The 26,442-nt window shown below is 71.7% G+C and carries 27 protein-coding genes; 13 read left to right on the forward strand and 14 right to left on the reverse strand.

The annotated features are described in order from the left end of the window. Positions 1–200 precede the first annotated feature (200 nt). The 3 genes from ABIA35_RS28585 to fabG all read right to left on the reverse strand — a co-directional run bounded on the left by ABIA35_RS28585 (position 201) and on the right by fabG (position 3,545). Positions 201–1,751, reverse strand: coding sequence for an MFS transporter (locus ABIA35_RS28585; protein WP_370342375.1), 1,551 nt, complete (start codon positions 1,749–1,751; stop codon positions 201–203). Positions 1,752–2,067: 316 nt separating this feature from the next. Beyond that, positions 2,068–2,838, reverse strand: coding sequence for an enoyl-ACP reductase FabI (fabI, locus tag ABIA35_RS28590; protein WP_370342374.1), 771 nt, complete (start codon positions 2,836–2,838; stop codon positions 2,068–2,070). A gap of 2 nt (positions 2,839–2,840) precedes the next feature. Continuing rightward, positions 2,841–3,545, reverse strand: a complete 705-nt coding sequence (gene fabG, locus ABIA35_RS28595; RefSeq protein ID WP_370342372.1) for a 3-oxoacyl-[acyl-carrier-protein] reductase — start codon at positions 3,543–3,545, stop codon at positions 2,841–2,843. A 168-nt stretch (positions 3,546–3,713) separates the two neighbouring features. Here fabG and ABIA35_RS28600 point away from each other — a divergent pair, with 168 nt between their 5' ends. From ABIA35_RS28600 to ABIA35_RS28615, 4 genes are all read left to right on the forward strand, one after another. After that, positions 3,714–5,225 (forward strand): TldD/PmbA family protein, encoded by a 1,512-nt coding sequence (locus ABIA35_RS28600; RefSeq protein WP_370359921.1) that lies wholly within the window; start codon positions 3,714–3,716, stop codon positions 5,223–5,225. Beyond that, positions 5,222–6,640, forward strand: coding sequence for a metallopeptidase TldD-related protein (locus ABIA35_RS28605; RefSeq protein WP_370359922.1), 1,419 nt, complete (start codon positions 5,222–5,224; stop codon positions 6,638–6,640). The genes ABIA35_RS28600 and ABIA35_RS28605 overlap by 4 nt, the downstream gene beginning before the upstream one ends. A gap of 109 nt (positions 6,641–6,749) precedes the next feature. Beyond that, on the forward strand, positions 6,750–7,163 hold the full coding sequence (locus ABIA35_RS28610) for a DUF3099 domain-containing protein (RefSeq protein ID WP_370359923.1): 414 nt from the start codon (positions 6,750–6,752) through the stop codon (positions 7,161–7,163). Between the two features lie 202 nt (positions 7,164–7,365). Next, complete coding sequence (locus ABIA35_RS28615; RefSeq protein WP_370342368.1) at positions 7,366–7,587, forward strand: hypothetical protein; 222 nt, start codon at positions 7,366–7,368, stop codon at positions 7,585–7,587. Between the two features lie 31 nt (positions 7,588–7,618). Here ABIA35_RS28615 and ABIA35_RS28620 read toward each other — a convergent pair whose 3' ends face one another. Beyond that, complete coding sequence (locus ABIA35_RS28620) at positions 7,619–8,425, reverse strand: isocitrate lyase/phosphoenolpyruvate mutase family protein (protein WP_370359924.1); 807 nt, start codon at positions 8,423–8,425, stop codon at positions 7,619–7,621. 81 nt (positions 8,426–8,506) lie between these two features. Beyond that, the gene (gene moaA / locus ABIA35_RS28625; RefSeq protein ID WP_370342366.1) at positions 8,507–9,496 is read right to left on the reverse strand and encodes a GTP 3',8-cyclase MoaA; all 990 of its coding nucleotides are present in this window, start codon (positions 9,494–9,496) and stop codon (positions 8,507–8,509) included. A gap of 229 nt (positions 9,497–9,725) precedes the next feature. On the opposite strand from moaA, the gene ABIA35_RS28630 reads away from it, so the two are divergent. Further along, positions 9,726–10,505: a LuxR C-terminal-related transcriptional regulator gene (locus ABIA35_RS28630; protein WP_370359925.1), complete on the forward strand. Its 780-nt coding sequence runs from the start codon at positions 9,726–9,728 to the stop codon at positions 10,503–10,505. Positions 10,506–10,562: 57 nt separating this feature from the next. Further along, entirely contained in the window at positions 10,563–11,480 is a 918-nt protein-coding gene (locus ABIA35_RS28635; protein WP_370342363.1) for a D-alanyl-D-alanine carboxypeptidase family protein, read from the forward strand. 63 nt (positions 11,481–11,543) lie between these two features. On the opposite strand, the gene ABIA35_RS28640 is transcribed toward ABIA35_RS28635, so the two are convergent. From ABIA35_RS28640 to ABIA35_RS28670, 7 genes are all read right to left on the reverse strand, one after another. Further along, positions 11,544–12,035 (reverse strand): DUF1003 domain-containing protein, encoded by a 492-nt coding sequence (locus tag ABIA35_RS28640; RefSeq protein WP_370359926.1) that lies wholly within the window; start codon positions 12,033–12,035, stop codon positions 11,544–11,546. A gap of 125 nt (positions 12,036–12,160) precedes the next feature. Continuing rightward, positions 12,161–12,556: a large conductance mechanosensitive channel protein MscL gene (gene mscL / locus ABIA35_RS28645; protein ID WP_370342361.1), complete on the reverse strand. Its 396-nt coding sequence runs from the start codon at positions 12,554–12,556 to the stop codon at positions 12,161–12,163. A 153-nt stretch (positions 12,557–12,709) separates the two neighbouring features. After that, the gene (locus tag ABIA35_RS28650; protein ID WP_370342360.1) at positions 12,710–13,789 is read right to left on the reverse strand and encodes a serine protease; all 1,080 of its coding nucleotides are present in this window, start codon (positions 13,787–13,789) and stop codon (positions 12,710–12,712) included. Between the two features lie 351 nt (positions 13,790–14,140). Then, positions 14,141–15,406: an amidohydrolase family protein gene (locus ABIA35_RS28655; protein WP_370359927.1), complete on the reverse strand. Its 1,266-nt coding sequence runs from the start codon at positions 15,404–15,406 to the stop codon at positions 14,141–14,143. Further along, positions 15,406–16,740 (reverse strand): amidohydrolase family protein, encoded by a 1,335-nt coding sequence (locus ABIA35_RS28660; protein ID WP_370342358.1) that lies wholly within the window; start codon positions 16,738–16,740, stop codon positions 15,406–15,408. Before ABIA35_RS28660 ends, ABIA35_RS28655 begins: the two co-directional genes overlap by 1 nt. Before the next feature lie 26 nt (positions 16,741–16,766). Next, on the reverse strand, positions 16,767–17,663 hold the full coding sequence (locus ABIA35_RS28665; protein WP_370342357.1) for an SDR family NAD(P)-dependent oxidoreductase: 897 nt from the start codon (positions 17,661–17,663) through the stop codon (positions 16,767–16,769). Continuing rightward, positions 17,653–18,471 carry an acetoacetate decarboxylase family protein gene (locus ABIA35_RS28670; protein WP_370342356.1) on the reverse strand — a complete coding sequence of 273 codons (819 nt, stop codon included), beginning with the start codon at positions 18,469–18,471 and terminating at the stop codon, positions 17,653–17,655. The genes ABIA35_RS28665 and ABIA35_RS28670 overlap by 11 nt, the downstream gene beginning before the upstream one ends. An 89-nt stretch (positions 18,472–18,560) precedes the next feature. Between ABIA35_RS28670 and ABIA35_RS28675 the strand changes: the two genes are divergently transcribed. The 4 genes from ABIA35_RS28675 (at position 18,561) to ABIA35_RS28690 (ending at position 21,383) form a co-directional block, all read left to right on the forward strand. Then, the gene (locus ABIA35_RS28675; RefSeq protein ID WP_370359928.1) at positions 18,561–19,196 is read left to right on the forward strand and encodes a TetR/AcrR family transcriptional regulator; all 636 of its coding nucleotides are present in this window, start codon (positions 18,561–18,563) and stop codon (positions 19,194–19,196) included. A gap of 35 nt (positions 19,197–19,231) precedes the next feature. Next, entirely contained in the window at positions 19,232–19,978 is a 747-nt protein-coding gene (locus ABIA35_RS28680) for a cyclopropane-fatty-acyl-phospholipid synthase family protein (RefSeq protein ID WP_370359929.1), read from the forward strand. 85 nt (positions 19,979–20,063) lie between these two features. Then, positions 20,064–20,987 (forward strand): GNAT family N-acetyltransferase, encoded by a 924-nt coding sequence (locus tag ABIA35_RS28685; protein WP_370359930.1) that lies wholly within the window; start codon positions 20,064–20,066, stop codon positions 20,985–20,987. A gap of 114 nt (positions 20,988–21,101) precedes the next feature. Continuing rightward, positions 21,102–21,383, forward strand: a complete 282-nt coding sequence (locus ABIA35_RS28690; protein ID WP_370342350.1) for a hypothetical protein — start codon at positions 21,102–21,104, stop codon at positions 21,381–21,383. Positions 21,384–21,416: 33 nt separating this feature from the next. Here ABIA35_RS28690 and ABIA35_RS28695 read toward each other — a convergent pair whose 3' ends face one another. Beyond that, positions 21,417–22,007, reverse strand: a complete 591-nt coding sequence (locus tag ABIA35_RS28695) for a PadR family transcriptional regulator (RefSeq protein WP_370342349.1) — start codon at positions 22,005–22,007, stop codon at positions 21,417–21,419. 132 nt (positions 22,008–22,139) lie between these two features. On the opposite strand from ABIA35_RS28695, the gene ABIA35_RS28700 reads away from it, so the two are divergent. After that, positions 22,140–22,994, forward strand: a complete 855-nt coding sequence (locus ABIA35_RS28700; RefSeq protein ID WP_370359931.1) for an SDR family NAD(P)-dependent oxidoreductase — start codon at positions 22,140–22,142, stop codon at positions 22,992–22,994. After that, complete coding sequence (locus ABIA35_RS28705) at positions 22,991–23,845, forward strand: SDR family NAD(P)-dependent oxidoreductase (RefSeq protein ID WP_370342346.1); 855 nt, start codon at positions 22,991–22,993, stop codon at positions 23,843–23,845. Before ABIA35_RS28700 ends, ABIA35_RS28705 begins: the two co-directional genes overlap by 4 nt. Positions 23,846–23,888: 43 nt before the next feature. On the opposite strand, the gene ABIA35_RS28710 is transcribed toward ABIA35_RS28705, so the two are convergent. Further along, complete coding sequence (locus ABIA35_RS28710) at positions 23,889–25,262, reverse strand: PLP-dependent aminotransferase family protein (RefSeq protein ID WP_370342345.1); 1,374 nt, start codon at positions 25,260–25,262, stop codon at positions 23,889–23,891. A 69-nt stretch (positions 25,263–25,331) separates the two neighbouring features. Here ABIA35_RS28710 and ABIA35_RS28715 point away from each other — a divergent pair, with 69 nt between their 5' ends. Continuing rightward, positions 25,332–26,405: a DMT family transporter gene (locus tag ABIA35_RS28715; protein ID WP_370359932.1), complete on the forward strand. Its 1,074-nt coding sequence runs from the start codon at positions 25,332–25,334 to the stop codon at positions 26,403–26,405. Positions 26,406–26,442 lie beyond the last annotated feature (37 nt).

Genomic DNA, 26,442 nt, shown 5'->3' on the forward strand with positions numbered 1-26,442 from the left:
CGATGACGCCCTTGCCTCCGGCTCGGAGTTAGGACCGCCTCCTCCTCCAGGGGACTTCCACCCCCAAACAACCACCCATGCTGGGCGCACAAACGAGGTGGCCCGGCGCGTGAAGCGCCGAGCCACCTTCGTCCCCGATCCCCGTTCCCCTCCTGCTCCCCCGAATCCCCCGCAGTCCTCGGGTGGGACGCCGCTCGGCGTCACACCATGATCTCGTCCTCACTGCGCGCCGTCTTCGGCACCGTGAACGCCAGCAGCCAGGTCAGCACCAGGATCCCGGCGGCCAGCCAGTAGACGAGCTCGGCGGCCGGGAACGGCGAGCCGCCGCTCTCGACCCGGTTGAAGAACAGGGTGCTGAACAGCGCCGCGGCGACCGCGTTGCCGAGCTGGTTGAAGGAGCTGATGACGCCGTTGGCCGAGCCGAGCTCGTGGTCGTCGACCGCGGACAGGACCAGGCCGAAGAACGGCGCGAACACCAGGCCCATGCCGATCCCGGACACCAGCAGCGCGGGCGCCAGGTTCCAGCTGGTGATGCCGCTGTGCCAGATCGGCTGGTGCTCGGCGTTCAGGGTGGACGTGGTCCCCGCGTAGTGCTTGATGATGTACCCGCTCAGCGCCATGCCCACGGCCAGCGTGAGCAGTCCGGCGTGCAGCACCCGGCGCGGCGTCTTCTTCACGAACGCCTGGCCGGCGCCCATCGAGATGATCGTGCCCAGCGACCACCACGCGCCGGTCAGACCGGCCCGCAGCGGCGACCAGCCGAGCGAGACCTGCAGCAGCAGCGGGCTGACGGTGAAGGCCGCCGCGCAGGCGCCGAAGAACAGGAAGATGGTCATCGTGCCCGTGGTGAAGGCGCGCTTGCGGAACAGGCTGGTCTCCAGGAACGGGTCCAGGTTCTTCTTGTGCCGCGCCCGGGCGTAGAAGGCGAACAGGCCCATCACCACCGCCGAACCGGCCAGCATCAGCCAGATGCCGGTGTCCCAGTGGTGCTCGCGGCCCTGGATGACCGGGTAGACCAGCAGGCCGACCGCGATCGAGCACAGGACCAGGCCGATGTAGTCCAGCTTCGGCCGGTCGCCCTCGCGGTGGTGCACCGTCGGCAGCACCTTGGCCGCGAAGTACAGCGCGATCACGCCGACCGGCAGGTTGATCACGAACACCCAGCGCCACGACGCGTACGTGATCAGCGCGCCGCCGAGCACCGGGCCCAGGGCTGCGGACAGGCCCATGAAGGGCCCGAAGATCGCGAAGGCCTTCTGGCTGTTCTCCCGGCCGAACTTCTCCCGGATCATGCCGATGCCCTGCGGGATCATCATCGCTGAGGCGCTGCCCTGCAGCAGACGCGCGGCGATCAGCTCGCCGGGGTTCTGCGCGAGGGCGCAGACCGCGGACATGATCGTGAAGCCGGTCAGGCCGATCAGGAACATCCGGCGCCGCCCGGCGATGTCGCCGAGGCGTCCGCCGGCGATCAGCAGCACGGAGAACGACAGCACGTAGCCGGTGCTGATCCACTGGTACTCGGTGTTCGACGCCCCGAGCCCGTTGCGGATCGAGGGCGCGGCGACGTTCATCACCGTGGCGTCCAGCAGGTCCATCATCGAGGCGCCGAGCACGGTGAACATCACCGCCCAGGCGCCCTTCGGGATCGCCGAGAGCTTCGGGTCCTTCTCCTTCACGGGCGCGCCAACCCCGGGCACCGCGTCGGCAGCCGGGACGACCACGTCCTGGGTACCGCTCACCGCCTCACTCATGTTTCCCCTCCGCGCCGACCACAGGTCCTGGCGTCCCATTCGCTCGCAGCACACGATATAGCGCGTGCCGCGACCGTCAAGCTATATCGCGAATCTCGCCGGGTCCGGCAACCTCAGATTGATGGTGTCCCCGCCCTCCGCGGCGGGTACAACACCTTTTTATCCGAGACCACCGACAGGTTCGCCTGAATTTGGCGGCGTGCGGGCGGCTGCGCGCAAGACGGCACGAATCGAGAAGCGGCCGGGCCCGGAATCCCAAGTCGTCCTTGGGATTCCGGGCCCGGCCGCTTTGTCCGGCCACAGCGTTCGGCGAAGCTCAGGCACCCATCGCGTGCATGCCGCCGTCGACGTGGATGATCTCGCCGGTGGTCCGCGGGAACCAGTCCGACAGCAGCGCGACGATGCCGCGCGCCGTGGCGTCGGCGTCGTACAGGTCCCAGCCGATCGGGGCGCGCTCGTTCCACACGCCGTCGAACTTCTCGAAGCCCGGGATCGACTTGGCGGCCATGGTCTTGATCGGGCCGGCCGAGATCAGGTTGCTGCGGATGCCGCGCGGGCCGAGGTCGCGGGCCAGGTAGCGGGAGGTGGACTCCAGCGCCGCCTTCGCCACGCCCATCCAGTCATAGCCCGGCCAGGCCACCTGGGCGTCGAAGTCCAGGCCGACCACCGAGCCGCCGGTCTCGGGGAACAGGTCCAGCAGGGCCATGGTCACCGACTTCAGCGAGTAGGCCGAGACGTGGACCGCGGTGGCGACCGACTCCCAGGGGGTGTTCAGGAAGTTGCCGCCGAGTGCGTCCTGCGGGCCGAACGCGATGCTGTGGACGATGCCGTCCACGCCGTCCATGTACTGCTTCACGTTGTCCGCGAGCCCGGCCAGGTGCTCGGCGTTGGTGACGTCGAGCTCGATCACCGGCGCGTCGCCGTTGGGCAGCTTCTTGGCGATGCGCTGGGTGAGCGAGGGCCGCGGGAACGCGGTCAGCACCACCTGCGCGCCCTGCTCCTGCGCGATGCGCGCGGCGTGGAAGGCGATGGAGGCGTCGGTGAGCACGCCGGTGACGACGATGCGCTTGCCTTCGAGGATTCCCATGCTCAGTGCCCCATTCCCAGTCCGCCGTCAACCGGGATGACGGCTCCAGTGATGTACGCGGCCTCCTGCGAGGCCAGGAACCGCACCACTCCGGCGATCTCCTCGACCGAGGCGTACCGGTTCAGCGGCACCTGCTTGAGGATCTCGGCCTTGCGGTCGTCGGACAGGACCGCGGTCATGTCGGTCTCGACGAAGCCCGGGGCGACCACGTTGCAGGTGATGCCGCGCGAGCCGATCTCGCGGGCCACCGAGCGCGCGAAGCCGACCAGGCCGGCCTTGCTGGCGGCGTAGTTGGCCTGCCCGGCCGAGCCGGACAGCCCGACCACCGAGGAGATCAGGACGATGCGGCCGCGCTTGAGGCGCAGCATGCCCTTGCTGGCGCGCTTGGCGACGCGGAAGGAGCCGACCAGGTTGGTCTCCAGCACGGCCCCGAAGTCCTCGTCGCTCATCCGCAGCAGCAGCGTGTCGCGGGTGATGCCGGCGTTGGCGACCAGCACCTCGACCGGGCCGTGCTGGGCCTCGACCTCCCCGAAGGCGCGGTCGACGTCCTCGGCGGAGGTCACGTCGCACTTCACCCCGAACAGCCCCTCGGGGACCTCGCCGGAGCGGTAGGTGATCGCGACCTTGTCCCCGTTCGCGGCGAAGGCCTTCGCGATGGCCAGGCCAATTCCCCGGTTTCCCCCGGTGACCAGTACGGACCGGCTCAATTCAGCACTCCTGTTTCCGCGGTGTTCTTCTTCTTCAAGACGTCCGTGCCAAGCTATCGGGCTACCCGGCGGTAGCCGCAACCGCCGCAGGGCTAGATCATCGGGCGTCTGGTTTGTAGGACCTCCACAACCCGCCTCGGGGCCCTGGTTCCCGTTAGGTTGGGCGGTATGACCGTAGACGAGTCCTTCACCTCGCTCCCCTTGGGCGATCTCGCCGAGGCGGCGCTGTCCCGGGCCCGCGACCTGGGCGCCGAGCACGCCGACTTCCGCGTCGAGACCGTCCGCTCCCAGCACATCAACCTGCGCGACGGCAACGTCGACGGCGTCAGCGACTCCTCGGACAGCGGGCTGAGCGTGCGCGTCGTGTTCGACGGCACCTGGGGCTTCGCCGCCGGCGTCGTGCTCACCCCGGCCAGCGCCGCCGCGCTGGCCGAGCAGGCCGTCGAGGTGGCCAGGGTGTCCAAGCCGGTGAACTCCGAGCCGGTGGTGCTGGCGCCCGAGCCCGCGCACGGCGAGCACGTGTGGGTCTCCAGCTACCGGGTCAACCCCTTCGACGTGCCGGACACCGAGAAGATCGCGCACTTCCAGCGCTGGTCCGAGCGGCTGCTCGGGGCCGAGGGCGTGGCGCACGTGGACGCCGAGTTCCAGGCCGTGCAGGAGTGCAAGTACTTCGCCGACCTGGCCGGCAACCGCCTCACCCAGCAGCGCATCCGGACCGAGGGCGCGCTGACCGCGGTCGCCGTCGACGAGGAGACCGGTGCCTTCGAGACCATGCGCACCGTCGCCCCGCCGGTCGGGCGCGGCTGGGAGTTCTTCACCGGGAACGAGATCCACGACTGGGACGCCGAGCTCGACGCGCTGCCGGGCCTGCTGCGGGACAAGCTCGCCGCGCCGTCGGTGGAGCCGGGCGAGTACGACCTCGTCATCGATCCCTCGAACCTGTGGCTGGTCATCCACGAGTCCATCGGCCACGCCACCGAACTGGACCGGGCCCTGGGCTACGAGGCCGCCTACGCCGGGACCTCGTTCGCCACGCTCGACAAACTCGGGACCCTGAAATACGGCTCCCCCGTGATGAACGTCACCGGCGACCGCGTCTCCGAACACGGCCTGGGCACCGTCGGGTTCGACGACGAAGGCGTGCAGACGCAAGCGTGGGACATCATCAAGGACGGCATCCTGGCCGGCTACCAGCTCGACCGCCGCATCGCCCAGCTCAAGGGCCTCAACGGCGGCCGTTCCAACGGCTGCGCCTTCGCCGACTCGGCCGCGCACGTGCCGATCCAGCGCATGGCCAACGTCTCGCTCCAGCCGGCCCAGGACGGCCCCTCCGTCCAGGAGATGATCTCGCGCGTGCGGCGCGGGCTCTACATCGTCGGCGACAAGTCGTGGTCGATCGACATGCAGCGCTACAACTTCCAGTTCACCGGCCAGCGCGCCTTCCTGATCGAGGACGGCGAGCTCAAGGGCCAGGTGAAGGACTTCGCCTATCAGGCCACGACCACCGACTTCTGGGGCGCCATGGAGGCGGTCGGCGGACCGCAGACCTACGTCGTGGCCGGCTCCTTCCAGTGCGGCAAGGGCCAGCCCGGGCAGGTCGCGCCGGTCAGCCACGGCGCGCCGACCGCGCTGTTCCGCGGCATCCGCATCCTCAACACCGTCCAGGAGGCCGGGCAGTGACCAGTCAGCAAGCGACCCCTCAGCAGCTGGTCGAGAAGGCCCTGGAGCTCTCCCGCGCCGACGGCGCCGTGGTCCTGGTCGACGCCGGCACCGACGCCAACCTGCGCTGGGCCAACAACACCCTGACCACCAACGGCGTCTCGGCCGGGCAGCAGGTCACGGTCATCTCGATGAAGAACGGCGCGACCGGCGCGGCCTCGGCCGCCAGCGGCGTGGTCGGCCGCTCCGGGGTGGACCTGTCCACCCTGGAGGACCTGGTCCGGGCCAGCGAGAAGGCGGCCGAGGAGTCCGGCCCGGCCGAGGACGCCAACGAGTTGATCCCGGGCCGGGCCTCGGCGGACTGGGACCAGGCGCCGGCGCAGACCGACGTCTCGGTGTTCGCCTCGTTCGCCCCGGCGCTCGGCGAGACCCTGGCGGCCGCGCGCGCCGAGGGCAACCTGCTGTTCGGCTACGCCGAGCACAGCCTGACCACCCAGTACCTCGGCTCCTCCACCGGCCTGCGGCTGCGGCACGCGCAGCCCACCGGCTCGGTGCAGCTCAACGCCAAGTCCGGCGACCGGTCCCGCTCGGCCTGGACCGGGGTGCCGACCGCGGACTTCTCCGACGTGGACGTCGTGGCCGCCGGCCAGGACCTGGCGCGCCGCCTGGAGTGGGCCAAGCGCCGGATCGACCTGCCGGCCGGCCGGTACGAGACGCTGCTGCCGCCGAGCTCGGTCGCCGACCTGATGATCTACGCCTACTGGTCGGCGGCGCTGCGGGACGCGGTGGACGGCCGCTCGGTGTTCAGCAAGAGCGGCGGCGGGTCCCGGATCGGCGAGAGCCTGGCGGGCGCTTCGCCGGTGAAGGCGACGCTGCGTAGCGACCCGAGTGCTCCGGGTCTGGAGTGCGCTCCTTACGTCGACGCCTACTCCTCGAGCGCGGAGACCTCCGTGTTCGACAACGGGCTCGCGCTCGCGCCGACGGAGTGGGTCAAGGACGGCGTGCTGGCCGCGCTGCCGGCCACCCGGCGGACCGCGGCGGCCGCGGACGCGCCGCTGACGCCGTTCGTCGACAACCTGATCCTGGAGGCGGCGCCCGGCGCGACCGGTCCGTCGCTGGCCGAGATGACCGCCGCCACCGGCGACGGCCTGCTGCTGACCAGCCTGTGGTACATCCGCGAGGTGGACCCGCAGACCCTGCTGCTGACCGGGCTGACCCGGGACGGCGTGTACAAGGTCGAGGGCGGCGAGGTGGTCGGCGAGGTCACCAACTTCCGGTTCAACGAGTCGCCGGTCTCGCTCCTGTCGCGGATCGCCGAGGCGGGCCGGACGGAGCGGACGTTCTCCCGGGAGTGGGGCGACTACTTCAACCGGGCCGCGATGCCGGCGCTGCGGATCCCGGACTTCAACATGTCCTCGGTGAGCCCGGCCTCCTAGCCTGCGGCGACGCTGCGTCAACGCCGTCCCGACGCCATATCAGGATCCCGCCGGACCGCTGTCGGCGGGGTCCTGTCCTGCGGCGGGACGGCGGGCGTAGCCTGGAGGTATGCGGATCGGGCGGGACAAGAACGGGCAGCAGGACGTCGTGTACGGCATCACCGACGCCCCGAAGCCGTTGAGCCAGGACATCCGGTCCCGCGAGTCGAAGTACCTGATGGCGATGGGGATAAGGATCGCGGCGTTCCTGCTGATCGTGATCCTGCCGATCGCCTGGCCGTGGAAGATCGGACTGGCGGTGCTGGCGCTGGTTCTCCCCTACGTCGCGGTGGTCTACGCGAACGGCGGACGCGAGCCGCAACCGGGTGCGGATTCCCCGTACAGCCAGGCCGAACGGCGCGCGCTGCTGTCCGGGAACGACGAGCAGGAAACCCGCTCCGACCAGGTCGGAGAGCCGGGAGCGGACAGCCGGGCCGGGTCCGGGGAACCGATCTCCGGCCGGATCGTCAGCGACGACGACTGAGCCCCGGCGGCGGCTTCGACGGCATCGCCGCACCGACCGGGAAAAGTAAGGGGCCCATTCCCTTAGCGGGTCTACGCATGTCATACTTCTTACCTGCGCCCTGAACCCCCGTCGGGGCGCCACTTGCGGCGTCGAGCGGCTCCCCCCGTGGCCGTTCGACGCCGCGTCTCTTTCCTCTCCGAGGCTGTTCTATGGTGGCTTCGTGACCTCGGACGACTCCTCCACCACCGCCATCTGCTCAGCCAAGGGCTGCCGGAATCCGGCGGTGTGGAGCGTGGTGTGGAACAACCCCAAGCTGCACACCCCGGAGCGGCGGAAAGCGTGGCTGGCCTGCGAGGACCACCGGCAGCACCTGGCCGACTTCCTGGATGTCCGGGGGTTCCTCATCGAGGTGGAGCCCTTCCGGCCCGGGGCGGAGCGCTGACAACGCTGTCTGGGCGCGAGCCTTAAAAACCTCAGCTCATCAAACCGTTGAGCTCCGGGTAGGGCATCCCGCCCTCGACCGCCGTGTAGGTGCCACTCTTGGCCAGCTCCTCGGCGGCCCGCCGGACCAGCCCGTACGCGGCCTCGGCGACGGCGGCGCCCAGGCTGACCCGCGCCACGCCGAGCGCGGCGAGCTCCGCGACCGCCGGCGCGCCGGGCCCGACCATCACGTTCAGCGGCGCGTCGATGCCCTTGACCAGGGCGCCGATCGTCTCCGGGGCCGCCACCCCGGGCACGAAGATCCCGCTGGCGCCGGCCGCGAGGTAGCGCTCGGCCCGGGCCAGGGTCTCGCCGAGCCGGTCCTGCTCGACGCCGAACCCGAACAGGAACACGTCGATGCGCGCGTTGATGAACAGCGGGATCCCCGCCTCGTCGGCGGCCCGGCGGGCGGCGGTGATGCGCGCGGCGAGCTCGGCCGGGTCGCGCGGGCCGTCCTCGATGTTGATGCCGACCGCGCCGGCCGCGATCACCTGGGCGACGGTGGCGGCCACGGCGTCGCCGTCCTGGCCGAAGCCGTCCTCGATGTCGGCGGTGACCGGCACGCCCACCGTGTCCACGACCCGGCGGATCAGCGCCACGGCGCGATCACGGTCCAGGTGGCCGCCGTCGGCAGCACCCAGGCCCCAGGCCACGCCGGCGCTGGTGGTGGCGACCGCGGGCGCGCCGGTGGAGGCGACGATCCGGGCGCTGGCGCCGTCCCAGGCGTTGGCCAGGGCGAGGGGGGTGCCGGGGACGTGCAGGGCGTGGAAGCTGGTGGCCTTGTCGTGCTGAGATGTCATGCGGCCAGCGAATCAGACACCGCCGACACGCGCACTGGATTCGGCTCTACCTGAATCCTGTGGCGCCGCGGAACGCGCCGCCTACCCGCCGATCGCCGACATCGGCCGCTCGGGCTGCACGAACCCCGGCTCGCCGATCCCGGCCGCGCGCTTCTTCCCCAGCATCGCCACCCGCCATCGCTCGGCCAGTTCCTCATCGCCCGCGCCGTCGCGCATCGCGCCGCGCAGATCCGACTCCTCGCGCGCGAACAGGCAGGTACGCACCTGGCCGTCGGCCGTCAGCCGCACCCGGTCGCAGGCCCCGCAGAACGGCCGCGTCACGCTCGCGATCACCCCGACCCGCCCGGGGCCGCCGTCCACGAGCCAGGTCTCGGCCGGCGCCGCGCCGCGGACCGCCGCGCCCTCGGGGGTCAGCTCGAACTCCCGGCGCAGGGCCGTCAGGATCTCGTCGGCGGTCACCATCTGCGAGCGGTCCCAGCCGTGCTGGGCGTCCAGCGGCATCTGCTCGATGAAGCGCAGCTCATAGCCGCGCTCCAGGCACCACCGGAGCAGGGCCGGGGCTTCGGCGTCGTTGACACCGCGCATGAGCACGCTGTTCACCTTCACCGGGGTCAGCCCGGCGGCGGCCGCGGCCTCCAGGCCGGCGACCACGTCGGCGAACCGGTCGCGGCGGGTCAGCTCGCGGAACACCGCCGGGTCCAGGGTGTCCAGCGAGACGTTGACCCGGTCCAGGCCGGCGTCCTTCAGCGTCGGGGCCAGGCGGGCCAGTCCGAGCGCGTTCGTCGTCAGCGAGATGCGCGGCCGGGGCTCCAGCCGCGCCACCTCGGCCACCAGGGCCGCCAGGCCCGGCCGGATCAGCGGTTCGCCGCCGGTGAAGCGCACCTGGTCCACGCCCAGGAACCGGACCGCGATGCCGATCAGGCGCAGGATCTCCTCGTCGGTGAGCAGTTCCGCCTTGGGCAGCCAGGGCAGGCCCTCGGCGGGCATGCAGTAGGTGCAGCGCAGGTTGCAGCGGTCGGTCAGGGACACCCGCAAGTCCGTCGCCGTTCTGCCGAACGTGTCGACCAGCATGTGCGCCCCTCTTCCGCCGAGCTTCGGGATCATCCCGCCTTACGATCCCAGCTTCTCAGAAGCACAGGTTGTTCCCGTCCACGGACCGGAGGATGGCCGTTTCCGAGGCCGCTGATGCTCGCTAGTGTGCATGGTGTCCACTTTGACGGTGATGTCCTGCCGAGCAGCACCACCTCGGGCATCCCCCGCTACCGAAGCCGCCGCACCCGTAGCGATCGCAGGTGACTCCATGCCCTCTCCGGCTCAGCAAACTTCCCCGGCCCAGCTCCCGCCCCGTCCGCGATCCGCCCCCGGAACCCGCGTCCCGACTCCGGGCGAAGTGGGGCTGCGCCGGGTCCTGGCGGTGGCGGACGTCCTGCTCGGCGCGGTCGAGGAGGGCGAGCTGGTGGACCGGCTGCTGCCGGTGCTGCGCCGCTCGGTCCCCGCCGACACCGTGCTGTGGCTGGACTCCGAGCGGCGGCATCCGGGATCCTGCCGGGCCGAGCCGCCCGGGTCGGTCAGCGCCGAACAGGCCGCCGTGCTCGCCGCGCACGCCGACGATCCGCTGATGGCCGCGGCCTGGCACGGCGCGGGCACGGCGACGCGGCGCTCGGATCTGCAGACCGACCACGAGTTCCACCGGCTGCCGGTCTTCCCCGCGCTGTTCGCCCCGCTGGGCGCCCGGCGCCAGCTGGTGATGACGGTACGGCCGGACCAGCAGCGGCGGGTCGTCGTGCTCTTCAACCGCTCCTCCCCCGACTTCACGCAGCACGACCTGGCCGTCGCCGAGGCCGTGCGGCCCCGGATCGGCCGCGCACTGGCCCGGTTCGGCGGGCCGGCACCCCGGCGGGAGAAGGTCTCACCGCGCGAGGCCGACGTGCTTGACCTGCTGTGCCGGGGGCTGACGGACCGACAGATCGCGACCCGGCTGGGAATCAGTCCCCGAACCGTTGACAAGCATTTGGAGCACGCTTACGTGAAACTCGGCGTGCGCTGCCGTGTGCAAGCGGCCACGCGCTGGCGGTCGTGACTGAACCGAGACACCGGAGATGGCAACGGAAAGGGCCTTTCGCACGTCTTCCCTGACATGGAACAGCGCGATCAGACGCCGCAGGAGCCTGCCGCCGAGGACATCGGCGAGGACATCGGCCGCGCCGCGGCGGAGGCGGCGGCGCGGGCCGGCGAGTACGGACCCGGCGCCGACTCCGGCCACGGCTACGGCTCCGAGGAGCCGGCCGGCCGCAAGCCCCGGCGCTGGCTGGTCGTGGGCGGCGTCGCGGTGGCCGCGCTGGCCGTGGCCGGCACCGCGACGGCGATCGCCGGCCGTTCGCACACCCCGCGGAACGACACGGCCCTGAACGCGGCCGCCGCGAGCACCGAGCAGAGCCCGACCCTCCCGCCGACGACCCCGCAGAGCACCGCGGGCACCGACGGCACCACGACGGGCGGCACCACCGCGCCGACCACCCCGGGCACCTCCCCGACCCCGGGCACCAGGCCCAGCACCCCGAAGACCCCCGCGACCAGCCCGAAGTCCTCGCCGAGCACGACCGGCGCCCCGACCGAGGCCGGGGACGGCGAGAACGGCGACTGCGAGAACACGAGCCATGACACCGCCGCCGACGAGGCGGTGAAGTTCAGCGGCATGACCAGGGGAACGCAGGCGGCGTTCCTGAGCGCCCAGAAGGACGCCAAGGCCGCCGGCCTGGGTTTCGTCCTCAACTCCGGCTACCGCTCCGCGGCCTACCAGCAGCGGGTCTTCGACTGCTGGGTCAAGCAGCTGGGCTCGCCGCAGGCCGCGCGCCAGTACGCGCTCCCGCCGAACGAGTCGGCGCACGTCCAGGGCTACGCCATGGACATCGCGCCGCCGTCGGCCGCCTCGTGGCTGGAGGCCTCACAGGGCAAGTACGGGCTCTGCCGCCGCTATGCGGACGAGACCTGGCACTTCGAGTACCAGGCCCGGTACAAGACCCAGGGATGCCCGGCGCTGCTGCCGCACCCGTAGGGTTCGGCAGGGCTCGACAGGGCTCGACTAGGCTCAGGCGGCCAGACCGTTTCCGGCCCGCCGCTACGCCTTCGGCAGCCGCGCGACCAGCTCGGCCAGCTGCTGACTCTGCTCGGCGTGCTGGGTCCGCAGCGCCGCGAACTCCTCGGTGAGCACCTGCAGCATCTCCCGGGAGGCACAGTCCGCCTCATAGTCGTGCTGCGCCAGCTCGCTGGCCACCTGGTCCGAGCGCTTCGCGGCGATCAGCAGGATCGCGCCCTGCAGGGCCGCCACGCAGGAGAGCACCAGGTTCAGCAGGATGAACGGGTACGCGTCGAACGTGTGCCCCGTCGACTCGTCCAGGATGACGTTCACCGTCATCCACACGGCCAGGAAGCCCAAGGCCACGAAGACGAACCCCCACGACCCCATGCTGTTGCGCATCGAGTCGGCGGCGCGCTCGCCCCGGGTGAGCTGGTCGCCGGTGCGCACGCCGGGATGCCGGCGCCAGCTCCCGGGGGATATGTGCTTCACGGCGGACTTCACCGAGGTCTTGAGCTGAGCTTGTGCGGTCATGCGAGCGAGTGTCGCAGAACGGCGTCACGGATTAGTCCCTGACCTCGGAACTCCCGGCCGATCCGGCCGTGGGCCGCGTGAGAGTCCCGTGAGCGCCACTCGGCGTCACGCGGAGCTACTCGCCGCTACTCGGCGCTGCGCTGCGCCGCGAGCAGGTCGCGGATCTCGGCCAGCAGCTGGACGTCGGTGGGCGCCGTGGCCTGCTCCGGGATGCCCAGGCGCGCCTTGCGCCGGTCGTTGAGGTGGTTGATCGGCATCACGATCAGGAAGTAGACCGCGGCCGCGATGCTCACGAAGCTGATGACGTTGGTCAACAGGTCGCCGTAGGAGAACGTGGACTTGTTGAGCGTGAAGCTGAGCTTGGTGTAGTCCTGCTTGCCGAAGATCGCCGTGATCAGCGGCATGATGATGTCGCTGACCATCGACTTGACGATGGCGCCGAACGCCGCGCCCATGACGACCGCGACCGCGAGGTCGACCACGTTGCCGCGCATCAGGAACTTCTTAAAACCGGAGAGCAAGATGCCGAGCCTTCCACGAGTGGGGACGGCGGGCTCACGACGGCCCGCCGCATCGGTGGGAGGCTAAATCGTACCGAACACGATCTAGGCGTGGTTGCGCGTGTGTCGGATGTTATCTCACCCGACGGGCTGGAATCGGCCGAAACGCGCCGATCACGACGTCGCGTTCTGATACAACGCCTGGACGGCGGAGCCGAAGTAGGCGCTGTAGGACACGTCCGGGGTGTCGCCGCCCTGCTCGTACCCGCCGATCACGCCGGTGACGGTCCCCTTCTCGCCGCTGGAGTCCACGGCGGTCAGGAACGGCGCGCCGGACGTGCCGTCCGGATAGCCGCCGCAGTCCCACTCGGTCTGCGTCGCGCTGAACTTCTTCGCCGGCGCCACACACGTGATCGGGGTGTCCGAACCCTGCGGGTAGGCCGGGACCGTGACCGGCATCCCGAAGCCCGCGTCGAACGCGATCTGGTCGGCCCCGGTCACCGACTCCAGCGAGGCCCCGCTCGAGGACGGCGCCACCTGAAGGAACGCCACGTCCTCGTCCGGGTCGTTGGAGCTCTGCCAGTTCTGGGAGACCACGACCTTGGTGACCGGCCAGGAGCCGTAAGGCAGCTGGCCGTCGTGGAACCCGGGGGCGAAGGCGATGTCCGATTTGGGACCGTCGCTGTACACGCAGTGCGCGGCGGTGATGACCAGGTTCCCGGCCGCGCTGTGCACGACCGAGGCGCTGCAGAAGTGACTGGAGACGCCAGAGTCCGTTTTGTACAGGACGCCGGCCACCGAGGTGCCGCCGAACGGCTTCCCGCTCGGCGAGCTCGTCGGCTGCGCGGGCGGGTCGACCGTGGAGCCCAGACCGGCGGCCGCGACGGCGCTGCTCGTTCCGTTGCCGGCGGTGGGCTCCGGAGTGACGCTGCCGGGCGCGTTGGCGCTGCTCACGCCGGCCGCCAGCGCCGCCGGCGGGGACGCGGCGGCGGCCGCGCCCCGCGCGGAGGTCGAGATCGAGGTCGAGACGCTGCTGGAGACCACGGCCGGGGACGTCGTGGCCGGCGCCGCGCCGTCGGCGGCGACCGCCTTGGCCGGGGACGGACTGCTGAACGCCGCGCCGAGCATCACGGCGATCACCAGCATCCCGGCCGCCCCGGCGGCGAGCGCCGCACGCCGGGCCCGCGCCCGCTTGCGGGCCTGGGCGCGCTGCCGCCTGCGTGCGACCCGCGACAGCCGGTCGGGAACCTCCATCGGCGTCACCCTCCGCTCACCTCAGACCCAGACCTGTCCACCGGCCGTCCGGCCGCTCCCGGGTCACTTTGCCGCCCGGCATGTAAGCCACACGTACAGGTCAACACGGGCCCGCGACCGCCACCAAGCACCGGCTCCGGTCCGAACAGCGAACCTCCAGGACCTGAGCGGGCGATGAAGGCGCGAACGGACTTCGCCGAACGGAAAGAGATCCGCCGACCGGGTGAGGGCGGCGGATCGCCTGGTGCCTTGTGCCGTGTTCCACGGGATCACGTATGCCCGTCGAGCAACGGCTTAAGCTCCGGTTACTGAAAGGTGCAGATCAGCGCCTCGGAAAGTCCGCCTCCGGCCTCACCACACCCGGATCACGCTGTCGGCGCCGAAGGTCGGCGAGGTGGCCTCGGCCGGCGGTGCCTGCAGCGGCTCGTCGATCTCGGCGGCGGTCGGGCCCACCGCCGCCGCGATCCGGTCCAGCGCGGCCAGGTCGAACCCGTAGACCCGGGCCGCGTTGCCGCCGAGGATCGCGGCGATCTCCGCGTGCGGCAGCCCCGCGAAGGAGTTGCGCAGCGCTTCGCGCGAGTACGGGAAGGTGCCCTCGTCGTGCGGGTAGTCGCTGCCCCACATCAGCTTCTCCAGGCCGATGGCGTGCCGCAGCGGCACCTCGTCGGGCCGCATGAAGGAGGCACCCAGGAAGAAGTTGCGCTTCCAGTACTCGCTCGGCGCCAGGCCCACCGCTTCGGCGATCCCGGCGCCGAACCGGCTCTCGGCGGTGACCGCGCCGGCGTCGTCCATCGCCGAGGACATCCGGCGGACCAGCGCACGGTGGTAGTAGTCGAGCATCTCCAGGACGCCGGGCACCCAGCCGGAGCCCTGTTCGGTGAGCACGAACTTCAGGCCGGGGTGCCGCTTGAACGCCCCGCCGTAGATCAGGTGCCACAGCGCCCGGTGCGCGAACCAGGTGATCTCCATCATGAAGACCGCGCGCCCGGCCGGCTCCTGGCCGATCTCCGGGGAGGCCGAGCCGGCGTGGTGGTTGACCGGCATGTCGAGCTCTTCGCACACCGCCCACAGCGGTTCGTAGACGTCCGAATACAGCTGCGGGACGGACGTCCCCGGCGGGGTGCCGGGCAGCAGGACACCGCCGAACAGGCCGTGCTCCCGGGCCCAGCGGACCTCGGCGACCGCGTCGTCCATGTTCCCCAGCAGGACCTGGCAGGTGCCGGCGCGCCGGCCCGGGGCCTGGCCGCAGAAGTCCGCCATCCAGCGGTTGTGGGCGCGCAGGCCCGCCCAGCGCAGTTCGTACTCCTCGGCGGACGGCTGCTGGGCGCTCAGGGACATGCTCGGGTAGAAGGGCGGGATGGTGTTGGGGAACAGCACCTCGGCGACGATCCCGTCGCGCTCCAGGTCGGCCAGGCGGCGTGCGGAGTCCCAGTTGCGCTCGGCGTCGCCGTGCAGGAGGTCCTCGTACGGGTTGACGTACGTCGCGGCCCACGCGTCGAACTGCTCGTGGTACTTCGACTCCAGATAGGGCCGGTAGTCCAGCAGATCGGCGCCGGCGTGGCCGTCGGCGGAGACGACGGTGTAGCGGGCCGCGGCGACGTCGGTGTTCCCGACCATCACGACACCTCCGGTCCGACGCCCTCGGTGCGGTGGCCGCCCAGGCTCGCGCCGTAGCCGATGGCCGGGAAGTCGTGGCCGGTCAGCCAGTGCCGGCCGACCTCGCGCGCGGCGGCCCAGCCGGCGGCCTCGCCGCCGCTCTGGCCGAGGTCGGAGGGCCGCAGGTTGATCCGCTCGGCGACCGGTGCCAGCTTGGCGACGTCGAACCCGTACACCTCGGCGGCGGCCAGGCCGATCATCCGCCGGGTCTCCTCGACCGGGATGTCGTGGAAGGTGGTCCTGAGCCACTTGCGGGTGTTCGGCCAGGTCCCCTCCGGGTGCGGGAAGTCGTTGCCCCACAGCATGTTGTCGATGCCGATCTCGTACCGGTGCGCGAGCTCCCGGCGCTTGGTGTTGGAGGCGCCGATGAAGCAGTTGCGGTCGAAGTACTCGCTCGGCGGCCGCTTCACCTCCTCGAACGGCGTGAGCTTGGCGGCGGCGTGGGCGCCGAGGAACAGCCGGTCCATGAACCACAGCAGGTTCGGCGCCCACCAGCAGCCGGCCTCGGTGACGCCGAACTTCAGGCCGGGGAAGCGCTCGAACACCCCGGACCAGATCAGGAACCAGATCGGCCGGGCCGGCCACCAGGTGACCTCGGAGACGTAGATGCCCAGGTGGTCGCCGTACTCGTCGCGCGGGGCCACGCCGGAGTGGGTGGCGACCGGCATCTGGAGCTCCTCGCAGACCGCCCAGACCGGGTCGTACCGGCGGTCGTGATAGGGCGCCTTGTCCTCCCACATCGCCGGGATCATCACCGCGCCCAGGCCCGACTCCTTGGCCCGGCGGATCTCGGCGACCGCGGCGTCCACATCGCCGGTGATCGGCACCAGGGCCACACCCCGGCGCCGCTCCGGCGACTGCGCGCACAGCTCGGCCAGCCAGCGGTTGTGGGCGCGGGCACCGACCAGCGCCAGCTCCTGGTCCAGCCCGCCGGAGAAGGTGAGGCCGACGCCGAAGGGCGCGGCGGTCGTGGACTCGACGGCGTCGGCGTCCGGGAAGATCACCTCGGCGCAGACGCCGTCGGCGTCGAGCTCCTTGTCGCGCTGCGCGGAGTCCCAGCCGCCGCGCAGACCCTCCTCGTGCTCCTCGAACCAGCTCCGCGCGAACTCGGGGTTGCGGACCCCGAGCTTGGTCGCGGCCTCGATGCGGGCGGCCTGCTCGGCCAGGAACCCGTCGAAGGCCGCGTGGTACTCGCTCTCGATGTAGGTGCGGTACTGCTCGGTCGGCAGCCCGGCGTGGCAGTCGGAGGAGACGACGACGTACGGGCTGTTGTCGAACTCTGTCGGTTCAGGCATGGGATCTTTGACTCCCCTCAGTCAGATCAGTCGAGGATGAACTTCTCGAGGTATCCGGGGTTGGCGCGCTCGAGCATCGACTGCGAGCGCCGCCGGATCATGTCGTCGGAGCTGCCGCCGGTCGGGAGGATCCAGAAGGTCCCGGACCTGATCCCCTCCAGGGCGTGCGCCGCGACCTCTTCGGGCTCGGTCATCTTCGCTTCGAGCCCGGCGTCCTTCATCGCCTTCTCCCAGCCTTCGAGGGTGGGATACGGGTTCTGCCGGGGCTTGCTCTTCGCGTAGCGGTCGGGGCGGTTGCGGTAGCTCTCCCACAGTCCGGTGCGGACCATGTGCGGGCCCGGGAACAGCACCGAGGCGCCGATCTTGGCGTCGGCCTGCTTCAGCTGCGCGTACAGCGCCTCGGTCATCGTGACTATCGACGCTTTCGTCACGGCGTAGACGCTGGCCGTGGGCAGCGGGGCGATGCCGCCGTCCGGGGAGCTGGTGTTGACGACGTGGCCGGGGGTGTCCTGGGCCAGCATGCGCGGCACGAACGCCTGGATGCCGTGGAAGACGCCCCAGATGTTGACCGCGAAGGCCCACTGCCAGTCGGTACGCTCGTGCTGCCACATCGGGCCCTCGGCGCCGGAACCGACGCCGGCGTTGTTGCAGAGCACGTCGATGCTGGGGAACGCCGCGAAAGCCCTGTCCGCCAGGGCTTCCACGGACTCCGGCAGCGAGACGTCGGTGACCGCGCCGATGGCCTTCGCGCCCTCGGCCGCCTGCTGGTTCACCTCGGCGACGGCCTTGTCCAGCGCGGGTTCCTCGACGTCGGCGAGCACGACGTTCATGCCCTCGGCGGCGAACAGCCGCGCCATCGCCAGGCCGATGCCGCTGGCCGCGCCGGTCACGACCGCGGTCTTGCCGGGCAGGTCAGTCAGCATCGGGCACCCCCGCTGCGTCTTTGACGAGTACCGAGTCATGGACCTGCGCCGGGTCGTCGTAGCGCTGGTGCACGTAGGGCAGGATCTCGGTCGGGTCCAGCCGGGCCACGACCTCGCCGCGCTGGTCGGAGGTCTTCTCCCCGAACGTGATCTCCACCAGCCGCAGCACCGGGAGGTCGGCGATCGGGTCGAGGTCGGACTCGCGGAGGATCACCTCGCCCTCGACGGTGTTCAGGGCCCTGGTCTTCTCGGTCCGCAGGCACCGCACCAGCAACGGATCCGCGTCGAACCCGGAGCCGTCCACGGCGGGCAGGAACTTCAGATACCAGTCAACCTTGACGTAGGGCGCCGGCGGTTCCAGCGCCCCGGCGATCCGGCCGCGGATCTCGGCGAAGGTGACACCGTGCCGGGTGACCGTGCCGGCGATGTGGTCGCCGTCCCGGTCGACGACGACCTCGGCCAGCTTCTTCGGCTCGCCGAAGACCTCCCGGCCGCCGATCAGCGAGCGCTCGGTGGTCATCGGCATGACCAGGCTGTACCAGCCCTCTTCGTCACCATGCGCGCAGGCGACGGAAATGGCCGCGGCACCAAGCGGCGTGCCGAAGATGTCAACCTGGTTGATCGTGGCGCGCACGTACGGCTTGGCGGTGGGCTTCAGGGGCGGCGGCAGGACCTGCGCCAGGGCGTCGGGGTCGGTCTCCCAGACGGCGTGCACGCCGGTGGACCACAGGTCGGGGAGCTTCGAGGCGGATTCGCGGGCGGCGGCGACGGCTGCGAGGTCGCGCGGGCCATAACGCACTTTCGGCATATCTGACTCCTCGTCATAAGCCTTCTGTAACACCGTTACACCCGGGAGCGTGAAGGGTAAAGGGCCATCGGGGGCGAGAGGATGGCCGCGTGGCTCAGCACAGTGTTGATCGGCGTGAGACCGTGACCCGGCGGGCCGTGCTGGATGCCGCGAGGCGCCTGATCGAGCAGCAGGGCGTGGCCGGGCTGTCGATGCGCAAACTCGCCGCCGAGCTGGGGGTCGCGGTCACCTCGATCTACTGGCACGTCGGCAACCGCGAGGCGCTGCTCGACGAACTGGTGCAGGAGATGGTGCACGGCCTGGACACGCTCCCGGCACGCGGGACGACGCCGATGGCCCGCGTGGTGTCGCTGGCGATGGAGCTGCGCCGGGTGCTGCGCGAGCACCCGCACCTGATCGGTCTGGTGAACGAGCGCGGCCTGACCCCGGCGATGTTCCTGCCCTCCCAGCGCACGCTGGTGGCGGAGATCTCGGCCGCGGGGCTGCGCGGCACCCGGGCCGCCGAGGCGGTGCGGGCCCTGCAGTACCACGTGATCGGCTTCATCCTGGTCGAGCGGCACACCGACCGCTCGCCGGAGCAGCGGCCCTCGGCCGAGGAGCTGTGGCTGGCCGAACCGGCCCCGGACGCCGCCCTGGCCGGGGCGCTGGCCACGCCGGTGGACGCCGACCGGCTGTTCGCGGTGTCGACCGAGGCCCTGGTGCGGTCGCTCCTGGCGGATCAGTAGCCTGCGTTCAGTCGTCGCACCTACGCTGAATCGGCATGACAGTCGAAGAGATCGTCGGTCCGGCGACGCACATGGTGTTCCACTCGCCGATGACCGAGGAGCGCGCGAACCGGATCGCCGCGGACCTGGCGGCGACCGGGCCGGCCACGGTCGCCGACTACGCGTGCGGCTGGGGCGAGCTGATGCTGCGGATCCTGGCGCTGGCGCCGTCCGCACAGGGATTCGGCGTGGACATGTCGGAGCGGGATCTCGCGCGGGGCCGGGCGAACGCCCAGGCGCGCGGGCTCGGCGACCGCGTGGAGTTCGTCGACGGCCCGGCCAAGGAGCACACCCGGTCCGCGGACGTCGTGATCAACTGCGGGGCCTGGCAGGTGTTCGGCAGGACCGTGACACAGTCGCTGGAGGTGCTGCGGCCGTTGGTGAATCCCGGCGGCCGGCTGTTCTTCGGGGTCGAGCACTGGGAGACGGTCCCGCCGCCGGAGCGGCTGGCCGCGATGTGGCCGGGGACCACCGCCCAGCGCTACGAACTGCTGCCGGACCTGGTCGACCACGCCGTCGCCGCCGGATTCCGTCCGCTGCGCATAGAGTCATCGACCCGCTCGGAGTGGGACGATTACGAATCGCTGGAGACCTCGGACGCCGAGGAATGGCTGCTGGCCCATCCCGACCACCCAGACGCCGAGGCGGTGCGTGACGAACTCGACACCAAGCGGAGCATCTGGCTGCGCGGACACCGCGACTACTTCGGATTCTCCATGCTCACGCTGGGTGTTCCCGGATAGTACGACACTTGTCCAAGTACTGATACTCTCAAAGCATTGTCCCCTTCAGGCTGACGCGGGCGCGGCGATCGCATAACGTTCTGCCGTGCCTTCTCCGCTCGACGACTACCCAAGGGGCCCTCGCCTGTCCCTGCGCGAGTTCCGCCCCGACGACCTGCTGGCCTGGCAGCGCATCGCCGGCGACCCTCGCGTGGCCGCGCACACCCCGTGGCCCGCGCTGGCCACCCCGGACACCGCCGGCGCCTGGCTGGCCGAGACCGCGCGCATGGCGCAGCTCCAGCCCCGCCGCAGCTTCTACCTGGCGGTCGAGCAGTACGGGGACCTGATCGGCTCGGCGACGCTGGACATCCTCAGCTTCCCGCACCGCCAGGGCGAGATCGGCGTGTACCTGCGCCCCGACCGCTGGGCCGAGGGCCTGGGCACCGAGGCCACCCGCCTCCTGCTGGAGCTGGCGTTCTCCCGTCTGGAGCTGCACCGCGTCCAGACCACGGTCGACCCCCGCAACACCGCCGGCATGCGGGTCGCCGAGCACGTGAAGATGCGCCCCGAAGGCGTCCTCCTGGACCGCTTCCTGGTCGGCGGCCAGTGGCAGGACCGGGCGATGTACGCGATCACGATGCCCGAATGGCGAGGCGGCGGCCGAGGCGGGGCACACGCGGCGTCGGCGCCGGCGACCGCCGAGGCCACCGCCACCGAGGCCACGGACACGTTCGACGCCTTCGCCAAGCCGGCGTCGGGCGGCGCCGACGGGGCGACACCGACGGTGACGGTGACGGTCTCGTTCGAAGGCGGCCCGGAGGAGCCGGCCCTCGGCGTGCCGATCCCCTCCCCGGCCGAGGAGCCGCAGCCCGGCACCGAGCAGCACGACGAGGACGCGGCCTTCGCCGAGGCCGAGGCCCAGTTCGCTGACGAGCTGGACCCCGACAAGGTCAGCGAGCCGCAGGTGCTGACGGCGCAGATCGTGATGGAGCAGATCGAGGTCGTGCACATTCTGCCGCGCGAGCCGTAGCGCGCCGGTGGCCTGCATGGCCTAGCGATCGACTACCGCCCTCCGACCCCGGGTAGGCGCCGCCTGTCGGCGGGACACACCGCCGTGCCCATCACTGTGACCCGGGAGTCGGAAATGGCCGTGTGTGAGGTTTGTGGCAACGACTACTACATGTCGTTCGACGTCGTAGCCGCCGGCGTGACGCACACCTTCGACTCGTTCGAGTGCGCGATCCACCGCATGGCGCCGACGTGCGAGCACTGCCGCTGCCGCATCGTCGGCCACGGCGTGGAGTCCGACGGCAAGTTCTACTGCTGCGCGCACTGCGCCAACGCCGCCGGGGCCAAGGGCATCGCCGACCACGTCGACAAGGCTTCGCACCCCGGGCACCTGATCGCCGCCGGCGGCGGTGTGTGAGGCGGCGGTGTGTGAGGCGGCTGACTCAGCTGGTCAGCTGCCGTCGCCGTCCCCCGCGGCAGCTTCCCCTTCAGGCTTCGCCGTGCCGAAGTCCTCGGCCGTCATGATGTCGGTGTCATGGGCCCACTGCGCCCAGCCCGCCAGCGCCTCGTTGATGCGGATCCCCGCCTCCAGCGCTATCCGCATCGCGCGCGTCTGCGCGCTCGTACCCCAGTCGCCGCGGTCCTTGGTGGCCGCGTAGCCGCGGAGCGCCTCCGCTGTCTGAGCGTAGAACGCCTGCTCGGATTCCAGGTGGGCCTTGAGGTCCTCGGGCTCCATCAGCCAGAAGAAGTACGCGCGGAACAGCGTCTCCATGCGGAAGGTGTGATCCACCTCCGCCTCCGCCAGCCAGCGGCGGACCTCGGCCAGGCCCTCGTCGGTGATGCGGTACGCCTTGCGGCGGCGCGGGCCGGTGCTCTCGACCTCGATCAGGCCGGCCGATTCCAGGCGGGCCAGCTCCGAGTAGATCTGCGGGTGCTGGGCCGGCCAGACCGAGCCGAGCGCCTCGGAGAAGCGGCGGGCCAGGTCGTAGCCGCTGGCCGGGCCTTCGGCGAGCAGGCCGAGCAGGCCGTGGCGCAGCGACATCGGCGGGGTCCTCCTGGCGGGGTGTGGGGGCGGCGGGCGCTCTGCGGACCCATCTTGACACATCGGCAGAGACATGTAGACGATGACATGTAAGAACAGACATGTTGAGTCGTACGTATGGGAGGGGCTGCCATGCAGGACGAGCAGACGCGCACGGTCTTGGTCACCGGGGCGGGCGGCGGCGTGGGCCGTGCGACCACACAGGCGCTGGCCGAGCGCGGATTCCGGGTCTACGCCGCGGTCCGCGAACCCGGCGGGGAGGTCCCCCGGCACCCTGATGTCCGGACCCTGCGCCTGGACGTGACCGACCCCGCCGGCATAGCCGACGCCGCCGCCCTCGTCCGAAGCGACGGCTGCACCGCGCTGCACGGCATCGTCAACAACGCGGGCATCATCGTGCAGGGCCCGCTGGAGCTGGTCAGCCCGCACGACCTGCGCCATCAGTTCGACGTGAACGTCTTCGGCGCGGTCGCCGTCACCCAGGCGTTCCTGCCGCTGCTGCGCACCGGCCACGGCCGCCTGGTCAACATCACGGCCGCCACCGCCCGCGTCGCGGGCCCCTTCTTCGGCCCGATCTCGGCCAGCAAGGCGGCGCTGCAATCGCTGTCCGACGCCCAGCGCCTGGAGCTAGCGCACTGGGGCCTGCCGGTCGTGGTGATCGAGCCGGGGCTGATCGACACCACGATCTTCAGCAAGGCGGCAGCCGCCACCGCGAAGGCGAAGGCGGCCCTGAGCCCCGCCCAGCTGGCGCTCTACGAGGCTCAGGTCGACGCGGTCGACGCCGCGTTCGCCAAGTCCAAGCCGGCCGCGCCGGAGATCGTGGCCGACGCCGTGGTCAAAGCCCTGACCGCGCGCAAGCCCCAGCCCCGCTACACCGTCGGGCCGGACACCCGCCTGCTCGGCCTGCTGGCCCGGCTGCCGCTGCGCACCCGCGACCGGCTGCTCGCCGGGGTCATGGGCCTGAACAAGATCCCCGCGGCCCGATGAGCAGGGCTCACGAGCACGGTCGGCGCACGATCGTGCTCATCGGCGCCACCTCGGGGATCGGCCGGGCTTGCGCACTGCACCTCGCGAGCGCGGGTCACCGGCTGATCCTGGTGGGCCGGGACCGCCGGCGCGGCGCGGACCTGGTGCGGCGGACCGGCGGGGTCTTCATCGGCGGAGACGTCTCCACCAAGGCCGGCATCGAATCGGTCGTCGCGGGCGTCCGAGCCGAGACCGACAGCATCGACACCCTGGTCAACAACGCCGGCGTCATGATCCCCCGCCGGACGCTGACGGAGGAGGGCATGGAGCTGAACTTCGCCGTCCACCACCTGGCGCCGTTCACCACGACCAGCCTGCTGATGCCGCTGCTCGCGCGTGGGGCGGGGCGCGTCGTCAACACCAACTCCGAGGGGCACCGCGCTCCGCTGTTCGGAGGCGGCGACGTCCGACTCGACTTCGACGACCTGCAATCAGCGCACGGATACAGCCCGTATCTGGCGTACAGCCGCTCCAAGCTCGCGAATCTGCTGTTCACGACGGAGTTCCACCGGCGCCACCCCGGCTTCCAGACCGCCGCGGTACATCCGGGCATGGTGCGCACCAGGCTCGTGCGCTCCATGCACAGCCCGGGGTTCTGGCTGCTCAGCACGGCGACGCGCTGGATGCTCGCCTCACCGTCCCGGGGCGGCCGGCCGCTCACCGAACTGGCGACGGCCCCGGCGATCGACAACGGCGGGTACTACAACGGCAGCCGCCCCGCGACGCCGTCACCACATGCGGCCAGCCGCGCCGACGCCGACCGGCTGTGGCAGGAGACGGAGAAGCTGCGCGGCCCATTCCTCGCCGCCTAGCTGATGCCTGACCCCTGATGCCCGGGGCCTGAAGCACATCGCCCTACGCCTCCCGCGCCGCGGACCCCAACCGCCGAGCCGCCTCCACCAGGCGGCTCGGCGGCAGCCCCGCGTAGCCGAGCACCAGTCCCGGCGGCCCGGGGGCGAAGCGCATCGGCGCCAGCGGCTGCACTCGCACCCCGTGCGCGGCAGCCGCCGCCGTCAACGCGTCCTCGTCGCTGCCCGGCGGCAGGTCCGCCAACACGTGCAGACCTGCGGCCACGCCGCGCATCTTCCAGTGCGGCAGCTCCGCGGCCAGCGCCGTCACCAGCGCGTCGCGGCGGGCGCGGTAGCGGCGGCGGACGGTGCGCAGGTGGCGGTCGTAGGCGCCGGTGCCGATCAGGTGCGCCATGGCGAGGTGGTCCAGGACCGAGCCGCCGAGGTCGCTGTTCAGCCGGATCTCGCGCATGCGCTCCGCCAGGAGCGGCGGGGCGACGGCCCAGCCGAGGCGCAGCGCCGGGGCCAGGGATTTGCTCGTGGTCCCCAGGTACAGCACCCGGTCCGGGGCCATGCCCTGGAGGCAGCCGACCGGGTCGCGGTCGTAGCGGAACTCGGCGTCGTAGTCGTCCTCGATGACCAGGCCGTCGGCGGCGCGGGCCCAGGCGATCAGCTCCGCGCGGCGGTTCGGGGCCAGGACCACGCCGGTCGGGTACTGGTGGGCCGGGCCCGCGAAGACGACCGTCGCCGCCGTGTGCCGGAGCTCGGCGACCACCAGACCTGCCTCGTCCACCGGCACGCCGACCAGCGTCATGCCGGAGGCCTCCAGCAGCCGCCGCGGCCGGTCCGCCGAGGGGTCCTCGACCGCAAGCACCCGGTGTCCGAGCTCGTACAGCGCCCGCAGGCCTAGGGCCAGGCCCTGGGCCGAGCCGTTGATGGCCACCACGCGCTCGGGCGTGGCCTCGGCCGCGCGCACCCGCCGCAGGTACGCCGCGATCTCCTCGCGGAAGCGCAGCACGCCGCCGGGGTCGCCGTACCCCAGCTCGGTGTTGGGCAGGTCGCTGAGCACCCGGCGCTGCGCGGTCACCCACGCCGTGCGCGGGAACGCGCCCAGGTCCGGCCGCCCCGGCGTCAGGTCGAAGTCCGGCTCCGCCTCGTCCGCATCCGGCTCGGCGGCGGCCCGCTCCCCCACCGCGTGCCCGCCGGCCACCCAGGTCCCGGCGCCGGTCCGGCTGAGCAGGTACCCCTCGGCCACCAGCTGCTGGTACGCCTCGACCACCAGCCCCCGCGACACCCGCAACTCGGCCGCCAGCTGCCGGCTCGGCGGCAGCGCGGTCCCGCCGGCGATGCGCCCCCCGCGGATGCCGTCGCGCAGCCCGACGACCAGCTGCTCGACCAGGCGGCCGGCCGAGCGGTCCACGGTCACCAGGATCTCGGCCATCGATTGGTCCCCTTTTCGTGCCGCCGATTGGTTCTTACTCGCAGACCAATCGGATCCTAGCCTCACAGCATGTCCACGATCACGGAAGCGGCGAGCGGCAGCGGCCTCGGCAGCGGCGGTGGCGGTGGCACCGGCATTGGCACCGGCACCGGCGTCAGCGGTGGCGGTGGCACCGGCATTGGCACCGGCACCGGCGTCAGCGCTGGCGGTGGCACCGGCACCGCCCTCGGCCCCGAGACCACGCGGACCCCGGCCCGCCATGCCAGTGCCGGTGCCGGCGTCGGCACCCGCCACGTCGCCCAGGGCACGCTGGCCATGACAGTCCTCGGCGCCTCCACCGCGGTCAGCGCCCACCTCACCCGCTACCCGGTCCTCGGCGGCCAAGCCCTGCGCTACACGCTGGCCGGCGCGGTCTTCGCGGTCATCGTGCGGCGCCGCGGGCTGCCCCGCATCCGCCCGACGGCGCGCGAATGGCTGCTGCTGGCGCTGCTGTCGGCGACCGGCCTGGTGCTGTTCAACATCTTCGTGCTGGCCGCGCTCCGGCACACCGACGCCGCCACCCTGGGCAGCGTCGTGGCCTGCTCACCGCTGGTCCTGGCGATCGCCGGGCCGCTGGTCAGCAGGAGCGGCCACCGGCTGCGCAAGGGCCCGGCGATCGGCGCCGCGGGGCTGGTCGTCGCCGGGAGCGCGATGGTGCAGGGCTTCGGGCACGGCAGCGCGGCCGGGATCGTCTTCGCGGTCCTGACGCTCGTCTGCGAAGCGTTGTTCTCGCTGCTCGCCGTCCCCTTGCTGCCGAAGTTCGGCGAGCTGCGGGTCTCGGCGTACGTCACCGCCATCGCCGTCCCGGTCCTGCTGGTCGCCGGTCTGGCCACGGACGGCGCCGCGATGCTGCGCGTGCCCACGCTCGGCGAGGGCGCGGCGCTGCTGTACCTCGCGCTGCCGCTGACCGTCGGCGCGTTCCTGCTCTGGTACCGCGCGCTCGGCGGCCTCGGGCCGCAGCGCGCGGGGCTGTTGATCGGGACCGTGCCGGTCGCGGCCTGCGCCGCCAGCGCCGCGCTCGGCGTCGGGACGCCGGGGATCGCGCAGCTGGCGGGGGTGGCGGTCGTGGTGGCGGGGATCGTGGTCGGGCTGGCGCTGAGTTGAGTGCGACCTGCCTCCAGCACGCTTAGCGACGTCGGGT

Source organism: Catenulispora sp. MAP12-49 (assembly GCF_041262705.1).
Classification (GTDB): domain Bacteria; phylum Actinomycetota; class Actinomycetes; order Streptomycetales; family Catenulisporaceae; genus Catenulispora.

Coding starts and splice junctions, on each gene's coding strand:
- ABIA35_RS28705 (WP_370342346.1), top strand. CDS start 22,991: ATGAGCAGGGCTCACGAGCACGGTCGGCGCACGATCGTGCTCATCGGC.
- ABIA35_RS28585 (WP_370342375.1), bottom strand. CDS start 1,751: ATGAGTGAGGCGGTGAGCGGTACCCAGGACGTGGTCGTCCCGGCTGCC.
- ABIA35_RS28670 (WP_370342356.1), bottom strand. CDS start 18,471: ATGCCGAAAGTGCGTTATGGCCCGCGCGACCTCGCAGCCGTCGCCGCC.
- ABIA35_RS28660 (WP_370342358.1), bottom strand. CDS start 16,740: ATGCCTGAACCGACAGAGTTCGACAACAGCCCGTACGTCGTCGTCTCC.
- ABIA35_RS28680 (WP_370359929.1), top strand. CDS start 19,232: ATGACAGTCGAAGAGATCGTCGGTCCGGCGACGCACATGGTGTTCCAC.
- ABIA35_RS28715 (WP_370359932.1), top strand. CDS start 25,332: ATGTCCACGATCACGGAAGCGGCGAGCGGCAGCGGCCTCGGCAGCGGC.
- ABIA35_RS28635 (WP_370342363.1), top strand. CDS start 10,563: ATGGAACAGCGCGATCAGACGCCGCAGGAGCCTGCCGCCGAGGACATC.
- moaA (WP_370342366.1), bottom strand. CDS start 9,496: ATGCTGGTCGACACGTTCGGCAGAACGGCGACGGACTTGCGGGTGTCC.
- ABIA35_RS28690 (WP_370342350.1), top strand. CDS start 21,102: ATGGCCGTGTGTGAGGTTTGTGGCAACGACTACTACATGTCGTTCGAC.
- ABIA35_RS28700 (WP_370359931.1), top strand. CDS start 22,140: ATGCAGGACGAGCAGACGCGCACGGTCTTGGTCACCGGGGCGGGCGGC.
- ABIA35_RS28640 (WP_370359926.1), bottom strand. CDS start 12,035: ATGACCGCACAAGCTCAGCTCAAGACCTCGGTGAAGTCCGCCGTGAAG.
- ABIA35_RS28695 (WP_370342349.1), bottom strand. CDS start 22,007: ATGTCGCTGCGCCACGGCCTGCTCGGCCTGCTCGCCGAAGGCCCGGCC.
- ABIA35_RS28610 (WP_370359923.1), top strand. CDS start 6,750: ATGCGGATCGGGCGGGACAAGAACGGGCAGCAGGACGTCGTGTACGGC.
- ABIA35_RS28650 (WP_370342360.1), bottom strand. CDS start 13,789: ATGGAGGTTCCCGACCGGCTGTCGCGGGTCGCACGCAGGCGGCAGCGC.
- ABIA35_RS28620 (WP_370359924.1), bottom strand. CDS start 8,425: ATGACATCTCAGCACGACAAGGCCACCAGCTTCCACGCCCTGCACGTC.
- ABIA35_RS28630 (WP_370359925.1), top strand. CDS start 9,726: ATGCCCTCTCCGGCTCAGCAAACTTCCCCGGCCCAGCTCCCGCCCCGT.
- ABIA35_RS28600 (WP_370359921.1), top strand. CDS start 3,714: ATGACCGTAGACGAGTCCTTCACCTCGCTCCCCTTGGGCGATCTCGCC.
- fabI (WP_370342374.1), bottom strand. CDS start 2,838: ATGGGAATCCTCGAAGGCAAGCGCATCGTCGTCACCGGCGTGCTCACC.
- ABIA35_RS28665 (WP_370342357.1), bottom strand. CDS start 17,663: ATGCTGACTGACCTGCCCGGCAAGACCGCGGTCGTGACCGGCGCGGCC.
- ABIA35_RS28710 (WP_370342345.1), bottom strand. CDS start 25,262: ATGGCCGAGATCCTGGTGACCGTGGACCGCTCGGCCGGCCGCCTGGTC.
- ABIA35_RS28655 (WP_370359927.1), bottom strand. CDS start 15,406: ATGGTCGGGAACACCGACGTCGCCGCGGCCCGCTACACCGTCGTCTCC.